This is a genomic window from Pullulanibacillus pueri, assembly GCF_014639255.1.
Lineage (GTDB): Bacteria > Bacillota > Bacilli > Bacillales > Sporolactobacillaceae > Pullulanibacillus > Pullulanibacillus pueri.
In genome coordinates this window covers 184,032-191,105 of sequence record NZ_BMFV01000003.1, presented here as the reverse complement: position 1 = coordinate 191,105, position 7,074 = coordinate 184,032, and the positions used below count along the sequence as shown (strand labels likewise).

General features: G+C 39.7%; 9 protein-coding genes. All 9 read right to left on the bottom strand.

What is annotated here, in order from left to right; translation table 11 throughout:
- Positions 1-188 precede the first annotated feature (188 nt).
- Positions 189-467, bottom strand: a complete 279-nt coding sequence (locus tag IEV91_RS03760; RefSeq protein WP_188496064.1) for a hypothetical protein — start codon at positions 465-467, stop codon at positions 189-191.
- Positions 419-577, bottom strand: a complete 159-nt coding sequence (locus tag IEV91_RS22050; protein WP_373284390.1) for a PD-(D/E)XK nuclease family transposase — start codon at positions 575-577, stop codon at positions 419-421. Before IEV91_RS22050 ends, IEV91_RS03760 begins: the two co-directional genes overlap by 49 nt.
- Positions 578-1,294: 717 nt before the next feature.
- Complete coding sequence (locus IEV91_RS03750) at positions 1,295-1,822, bottom strand: uracil-DNA glycosylase family protein (RefSeq protein WP_188496062.1); 528 nt, start codon at positions 1,820-1,822, stop codon at positions 1,295-1,297.
- Between the two features lie 77 nt (positions 1,823-1,899).
- Positions 1,900-2,034 carry a hypothetical protein gene (locus IEV91_RS21830; RefSeq protein WP_268236346.1) on the bottom strand — a complete coding sequence of 45 codons (135 nt, stop codon included), beginning with the start codon at positions 2,032-2,034 and terminating at the stop codon, positions 1,900-1,902.
- 570 nt (positions 2,035-2,604) lie between these two features.
- Positions 2,605-4,179 (bottom strand): flagellin N-terminal helical domain-containing protein, encoded by a 1,575-nt coding sequence (locus IEV91_RS21960; RefSeq protein ID WP_188496061.1) that lies wholly within the window; start codon positions 4,177-4,179, stop codon positions 2,605-2,607.
- A 171-nt stretch (positions 4,180-4,350) separates the two neighbouring features.
- On the bottom strand, positions 4,351-4,581 hold the full coding sequence (csrA, locus tag IEV91_RS03740) for a carbon storage regulator CsrA (RefSeq protein WP_188496060.1): 231 nt from the start codon (positions 4,579-4,581) through the stop codon (positions 4,351-4,353).
- Positions 4,553-5,029, bottom strand: a complete 477-nt coding sequence (gene fliW / locus IEV91_RS03735) for a flagellar assembly protein FliW (RefSeq protein WP_188496059.1) — start codon at positions 5,027-5,029, stop codon at positions 4,553-4,555. Before fliW ends, csrA begins: the two co-directional genes overlap by 29 nt.
- A gap of 14 nt (positions 5,030-5,043) precedes the next feature.
- Positions 5,044-5,589, bottom strand: coding sequence for a DUF6470 family protein (locus IEV91_RS03730; RefSeq protein ID WP_188496058.1), 546 nt, complete (start codon positions 5,587-5,589; stop codon positions 5,044-5,046).
- A gap of 594 nt (positions 5,590-6,183) precedes the next feature.
- Positions 6,184-7,068, bottom strand: coding sequence for a flagellar hook-associated protein FlgL (gene flgL, locus IEV91_RS03725; RefSeq protein ID WP_188496057.1), 885 nt, complete (start codon positions 7,066-7,068; stop codon positions 6,184-6,186).
- Between the last annotated feature and the right edge of the window lie 6 nt (positions 7,069-7,074).

Genomic DNA, 7,074 nt, shown 5'->3' with positions numbered 1-7,074 from the left:
GATACCCTAAAAAGGACAAACAAAAGAGTACAAAAATTTATAAAAAGTCAACTTCAGCAATGGATCACTGGCCTTCCCAATTATATCAAGGCTTATTTGTCGATTTCACTCTGCGAAGTTTGAGTTATTACTTCAAACATCATTCCCTCTCACGCTACTTTAATTCATCTTTTAGTCTCAAGATCTCCTCATCCGGTAAGATCCGTAAGCTCTAAAATGGTTTCAGTATCATTTCCTTTTTGAATCAACTTTTTTGCAATGGAAAGAGTGATTTCTCTTTTCCCTTTTTCTTCACCTATTTTTATGCCTTTTTCAAGTTGTTCTTCCGCATAAAGCTTTGCTTCACGTTTTGCTGAATAAGCGTCCATAACCTCTTTTACCCGCGCTTCGTAAGCCAGCTGCTTTTCTTTACTCGCGCTTAACTTTTCCCAATCTTTAAATGCTCCTCGAAGTGTCTCATCTTCCATTGCAATCTCCTCCAATGCTTTATAAAGGCATTAAGAAATACCATTGTAATATCCTTATTTTTCTTGTTACCAAACAATTGCTTAAAAGCGTAATCAATTTTCAGATCCATTAATCCCTCAAGTGATAATTGTTTGAAGAGCTTATCCAACCGTTTCACTATCCTTTCCTTTATTATACATCATTTTTTTCACACATAGACATCCAACACCTTTACGCGTGATTAAGTAGATATGGTCTATAGAGTTTGAATGACTTTCGCAAAAAATTAAAAATAATTAAAATATGTATTGGAAGAGAATCTGAGGTAGACTTCAAAAGCTGAAATTGGAGATAACTTGGTAGTAGGAAGAAAGAACTTTGTTCAAACAACATGAATAGGAATGTGTGTTCCTGTTTATTTTAGAATACACCATTTCTTTTATGCAGTCAACCCATTTCAATTCAAAAGGGCACAATAAATTCTAGAGAGGAGAATAAGTACCGTAGCCTAAATCAAAGTATTTGGATAGATAACAAGAGTACCCTAGTTAAAATCAAATCTGTCTCCAATGTTACGCAACATAGGTAAAACAACCTCCTTGCTTAAGGAACAAACATAATTCTCTTGTGGATCAATATTTTTTGTGACATACATTTATCGTAACTAATTGGACAATTTTATGACTTACCCAGTGTAATGCCTGTGCTCCAAAACAAAATGTAGTAGTCTTGCGGAACATTCTTTAAAAAATATTGTTCAGATCACGCCTAGTGCCATGATTTTAACGTACTGAGGTGATTGGTACGTGGAGATACTTAGAATTGGAAATCTCTGATAACTGACGTTTTATATCCAATTTTTCAAAGCATCTTTGTCCCAATATTTATCCCATTCACTTTTCAATTTTATACGATTTCTTGACTGTGGACTAGGATGAGGGACCTTAGTATACTTTTCATCAAAATATACATCTGGATTCATCCATCCAATCATGGTACATGTATCTTTTCCAGACAATAGAATCTTTTTTGATCTCTGTAGAATAGGCTTATTAATTCCGAAAGAGCTTGCAACTGCATCTAGATGTTTTGTTTTACTAATATACTCCTTATTCAAAAAATAATAAGAAGCATTTAAAAAAACTATCCCATGTTTTGCTAAATTGTAAAAATGCTCTTTTGGACTAGAATAATTTTCAGTATTTTGCCCAAAAGATTTTATGATTGAATAACCAGCGTGATTTTTTTTAAACTGGACATCCCACGTCTCTTTACAAAAGGGAATACCGGTCGCTCCTTTTGGAAAAGGGTCTCTCCCCACTATACATAATTTTGGATATAGCCTGCTTATAATTTGCTTATATTTTTCATCCATTTCTTAAAACCGCCTCTTTTCAGTTCACTTAAAACTCTCTGAATGATACACATTAAGTATTGACCAAACACCTTAAATTATTTGATCAATTTTTCATTCTCATAATAAGAGATAAGTAATCCCTCTACAAAAGCTTTTATGCTTATTCTGTCATTATCCTCAAAGTTATCAGGTGCATTTTTTATCAAGGATTCAAACTCTTTAATCTCCACTATTAGTTCCTCTTTAGTTTTTTCATCAACAAAATTAAACCCTTACATATCTTCTATTGTAATTTTTGCTGTACCCTCAATTACATACGAAAGGGCTCCATAATTTCCTGACTCTTTTTCAATTTTTACTTTTGACTTAAATTTCTCCATAAATAGTTACCTCCAAAAAGTTTAGGAGCCAGCATTAGCTGACTCCTAGTTTTAAAATTAACGAAGAAGTTGTAAAACTCCTTGTGGTAATTGATTGGCTTGCTTCGCCACCGATTCTTTCGATACCGGAACAGACTATATCTTCACCCATTAAATAAATGGGGCTGGGCACTTCGAACGGTTATTACCGCCCTACGGATTTCATCACCATGGCCTATCGCTTTAGGTGGTTTCCTAGTCGTTGAACCTTCTCCAGACTTTCGTCACAGGAGCTTGGCTGCTGATTGTCCAATCCTTCCTTTTTCAACGATCACACTTGCCGTTTCCGGCTTTGCTGTCGTAGGAAAGGCTCTAAGGAGTTCCCAGCAATTCACCCAGTTATACTCTAGTACGTTACCCTACTAGACGCCCTATTAATCCTTACCGAAGAAGTTGTAAAACGCCTTCTGGTAATTGATTTGATTGAGCCAACATTGCTTGTGCTGCTTGGTTAAGAATATTATTTTTAGTAAAATTAGCCATTTCAGAAGCCATGTCAACGTCTGTAATACGAGATTGTGCAGATGTGAGGTTCTGAGATGAAGTGCTCAAGTTGTTGATCGTATGATCTAAACGGTTTTGAGATGCACCTAATTTCGCACGCTGTGTAGAAACAGCATTGATAGCTTTGTCGATTTGACCAATAGCAGCTGAAGCATTTTCATGGGTAGAAACATCTAGAGAATACTCAACAGCGTTATCATCAGTACCGTTAGTGACAGTTTTTTCTCCATCAGAAGTTTTATGCCATTTTACATCTCCGTCTGATTCAGCGTCTGTAGAACTAATACCAAGAGCATTAGCACGCATGTCATCAATTTTCAAAGAGAAACTTTGACCAGTATTTGCACCGATTTGGAAATGGGCAGTAAAACCACTACCAGATGTACCTGCTTCTAAATCAACACCATCTGGGACATTGGATGTAGCTTCAGTATCCGTAGTAATATTTACAGAAGCATCCGTTGGGGAGGCCTCATCTACTTTAACTGTAAACTCTTCTGCTCCACTAATTACTAGTTTATCATCAGCGTCTGTACTGAAAGTGACACCTGTACCGTCAAAACCTTCATTCAACGCATCTACTACACCAGCAGCGTTACTATAATTTTTATCTAGTGTTACTGACTTATCCCCGATTGTAATTTTAGAAGAATTCCCACCAGAAAAATCAAAAGAAGTTGCATCTTCACCAGTTACAGTATACTCTACCTTTTGCTCAGATGAAGCAGTATCCGTAGCAATATTCAAAGAAGCATCCGTTGGAGAGGCCTCATCTACTTTAACTGTAAACTCTTCTGCTCCACTAATTACTAGTTTATCATCAGCGTCTGTACTGAAAGTGACACCTGTACCGTCAAAACCTTCATTCAACGCATCTACTACACCAGCAGCGTTACTATAATTTTTATCTAGTGTTACTGACTTATCCCCGATTGTAATTTTAGAAGAATTCCCACCAGAAAAATCAAAAGAAGTTGCATCTGTACCAGTAACTTGTTGGAATGATGTCGCAGAACCACCAGTACTTTGATCACTACCACCATTCAACAATTTCTGTGTGTTGAATTCAGTAGTGTTGCCGATACGGTTTACTTCAGAAGTCAATTGGTCCATTTCTTCCTGGATTTGTTGACGATCGTCAGTCGTGTTTGTATCGTTGGCCGCTTGAGTCGCAAGCTCACGCATACGTTGTAGGATATCTTGTGTTTCGTTCAATGAACCTTCAGCAGTTTGGATCATTGAGATACCGTCTTGAGCATTGCGTTGTGCTTGCTCTAAACCGCTGATTTGGCCTTTCATTTTTTCAGAGATTGCAAGACCAGCAGCATCGTCAGCTGCGCTGTTAATGCGAAGACCTGAAGAAAGTTTTTGTAATGAACTTTGAGTTGCGTTAGCGTTCTTATTCATTTGGTTCAATGTGTTAAGAGCAGCTAAATTGTGATTGATAATCATTGAGTTTTCCTCCTTGAAATTGTCTGCCCACATCCATGTGGTTGTTTTTTGGTTTATGTAAGTGGCCACTTAGCATTTAACCTTACATACTATATATCGGTCCGCTTTTAGGATTGTTTAATAGATTTGAAATAAAAAAGTTCAAGGAATATTTTCCCTTGAACGGAGCGTTTATCTTTTTAAATTCTTCAGTTGGGTGAGGGCATTCTCTGAGAATGTGCCATGCGCAGCTTCATTGTTCGCCTCTTGGATGGTCAGGTAGATCTCCTTCCGGTGAATCTCCACCTGTTTAGGCGCCTTGATCCCAAGTTTGACTTGATCGCCATCAATACCAAGGACCTCGATTTCAATGTCATCTCCGATTGTAATGGCTTCATTTGACCTTCTTGTGAGTATCAGCATGGCGCCCCTCCTTTTCAGGGTCCTCTTGGAGAATCGGGTGCTTCGTATGATAATCGGTCTTCTCTAATACAACTTGTTTACCGAGCTGCTTATGATGATGGACAATGACTGGTGCAACCAAATTGGCTGTTGATTCAGCAAAAGGTTCTTTTAGTGTAAGTATGGTATAGACACTGGCATCCTTAGCTGCCTTTAATTGGAGTTGCTTTGTGGTCTGATCGTTAATATCAATTTCGTAGTCTTTAAAAATCAAAAAGGGTGAGACGGTTACAAAAGCAACGGCTGGTGTTTTCGTCGACTGCATGATTTCATAAGGTGAGTTGCGTTCAAGAGGCATGAACACGAATTCCCTTTCATCTGGGAATCCGGGAAGACCTGTCTGAAAGTGAATGATCTCGTCCTTTTCGATATCTGCTATGCCGAAGTATTTCGTGTTAATAGTAATCATCGGATCACTCCTCGTTAAATCGATATGTCGACAGATGGGTATTGTGCCATTGATATATTCACTTGCCCACGTTGGAATTGAAAGCTTGGCGGCTCACTGGTTGCAGCGATCTCTGGTTTTTTCGTTTGCCAGTTGATCTCGACCTCTGATGGCGAATAGCTTTCCTTCACCGCCTGAAAGGGTGGTGTGCTCCCCGTGCTATAGCTTCCTTTTTGCTGGGCGTTCTGCACAGCGTGGGCTTTAATAGGATTGCCACCTCGCTCAATATGTAACAGATCGTCACCTTCTTCTGCACGACGGGCAATCCCTTCCATCACCGCTTGATGCCCTTCATCAACAGCCTCACTAATTCTTACGAAAGCCGACTTTAAATTGAGATTATTCCACGCCTGAGTTTGGTCTATGGTCAGCTTTGACGGGGTGCGCTCAATCGTCATTTCTGCTTTAGGTTGCTCAATCGTCTGTTGCGTTTGGCCTTGATGAACCTCCAGCTGCGGTCCCGTCGATTGTATTTGAATTTTACCCATTGTGGAATGAATACTGAGTGACGGTATGTTCATGCAAGCTATCACCTCCTAAAGTTAGAAAAAATGGGCAAAGAGCACCTGGTCTATATTTATACTGGTTAGAAAACAATTGAATCCAGCATAAGCCCACCTAAGCCTCTTTCTGCGCCATTTCAAAGCTTGCCAATCGGCGAGTTTTCTTTAGGCCTGAAAAAGTTTTTAATACCAAAATGCACCATCAGCAACTCAGTTGATTGGAACGGAAGGCGCGACATTCGGAACACTTAAATAAAGCGTGTTCCTCAGCGCCGCTGACTCACGGATGCCTAGACTAGAATCCTGCGGAATCAGCACGAGTCCGAAGAGAAGATCCACTTGGGAAACCTTATTCCTATTCCCAAGTTAGCTGTGGTCGCTAAGGACGATCGGCTAAATGCGTCACGTCATTAAGGAACTTCGGCTAAGACCGTCACGTCCGTGTGATACCGCCGAAGCTAGCACTTCCTGTGCGTCGAACCCCGACCCTACCCCATATCGTGTGGGCATGAGGAAAGCGAGCAGCCTGGAGAGAAGATCAACACCGTCCAATCTGAAGACACTCGGGTTATTATGCATTCCCTAAAAAAAAGCGATCTTCAATTCAGATCGCTAGCTTAAAAAGTCGACTAATGTCGGTTGCATGATTTTGGAGCCTACAGCAAGCGCGGCATTGTGTATCGTTTGCTGCGTTTGAAAATCGATTAATGTTGTTTCGAAATCAGCATCTTCGTTCTTCGACATGATATTCTCGGTAATTTCCTTCTGATTGGAAAGACGATTATCGATTAAGTCCACACGGTTTTCCCGGGCACCTAAATCCGCTTGTGCTGATGTCACATTATCCATATGTCCTTGTATCACCGAGATGTATTTGCTGATGTCTGCACCTTTAGAATTACTGTCCTTCAAAGCATCTTGTAACTGATCGATATCATCGAACAGCTTTTGTGAGAAGACATCATTAGGATTCACATTCGCTTTGATTTGAATCCCGTTATTTACAGTGATATTAACGTCGCTCATTTTGTCTGGATCATAGTTTAGCGTGCCATCATCATTGACGGGTTTTGTTGAAGTATTGGTTCCGTTAAAAATATATTTACCGGCCACTTGCGTATTCGCTATAGTCACGAGCTGATTCTTTAATTGGCCAACCTCTTTTTCAATATTGGCCCGTTGATCGGCTGTATAAGTGTCGTTACTTGCTTCTGTTGTCAATTCATTTAAACGCTGGAGCACATCGTTGGTTTCATCTAAAGCTGAATCGGAAGAATCCATCCACTGGTGTACAGTATCCATGTTTCGTGAGTATTGATCAACATGATTGACATCCGAACGATAGCCAATCCCTAGAGTCGCTATAACAGGATCTTGTGATGGCTTTGTAATTTTTTTCCCGGTGGTGAGTTGTTGCTGGAGTGTCGCAAGATTATTTGTACTATTGTTGAGCTGTCTCAAGAAATCCTGGGAGAGCATGCTTTGAGTGATTCGCATCTGAAT

What these genes read in the sequence shown, in the direction of transcription:
- IEV91_RS21960 (WP_188496061.1), bottom strand. Translation starts at nt 4,179, where the DNA reads ATGATTATCAATCACAATTTAGCTGCTCTTAACACATTGAACCAAATG.
- flgL (WP_188496057.1), bottom strand. Translation starts at nt 7,068, where the DNA reads ATGCGAATCACTCAAAGCATGCTCTCCCAGGATTTCTTGAGACAGCTC.
- IEV91_RS03730 (WP_188496058.1), bottom strand. Translation starts at nt 5,589, where the DNA reads ATGAACATACCGTCACTCAGTATTCATTCCACAATGGGTAAAATTCAA.
- IEV91_RS03750 (WP_188496062.1), bottom strand. Translation starts at nt 1,822, where the DNA reads ATGGATGAAAAATATAAGCAAATTATAAGCAGGCTATATCCAAAATTA.
- IEV91_RS03760 (WP_188496064.1), bottom strand. Translation starts at nt 467, where the DNA reads ATGGAAGATGAGACACTTCGAGGAGCATTTAAAGATTGGGAAAAGTTA.
- csrA (WP_188496060.1), bottom strand. Translation starts at nt 4,581, where the DNA reads ATGCTGATACTCACAAGAAGGTCAAATGAAGCCATTACAATCGGAGAT.
- fliW (WP_188496059.1), bottom strand. Translation starts at nt 5,029, where the DNA reads ATGATTACTATTAACACGAAATACTTCGGCATAGCAGATATCGAAAAG.
- IEV91_RS22050 (WP_373284390.1), bottom strand. Translation starts at nt 577, where the DNA reads ATGGATCTGAAAATTGATTACGCTTTTAAGCAATTGTTTGGTAACAAG.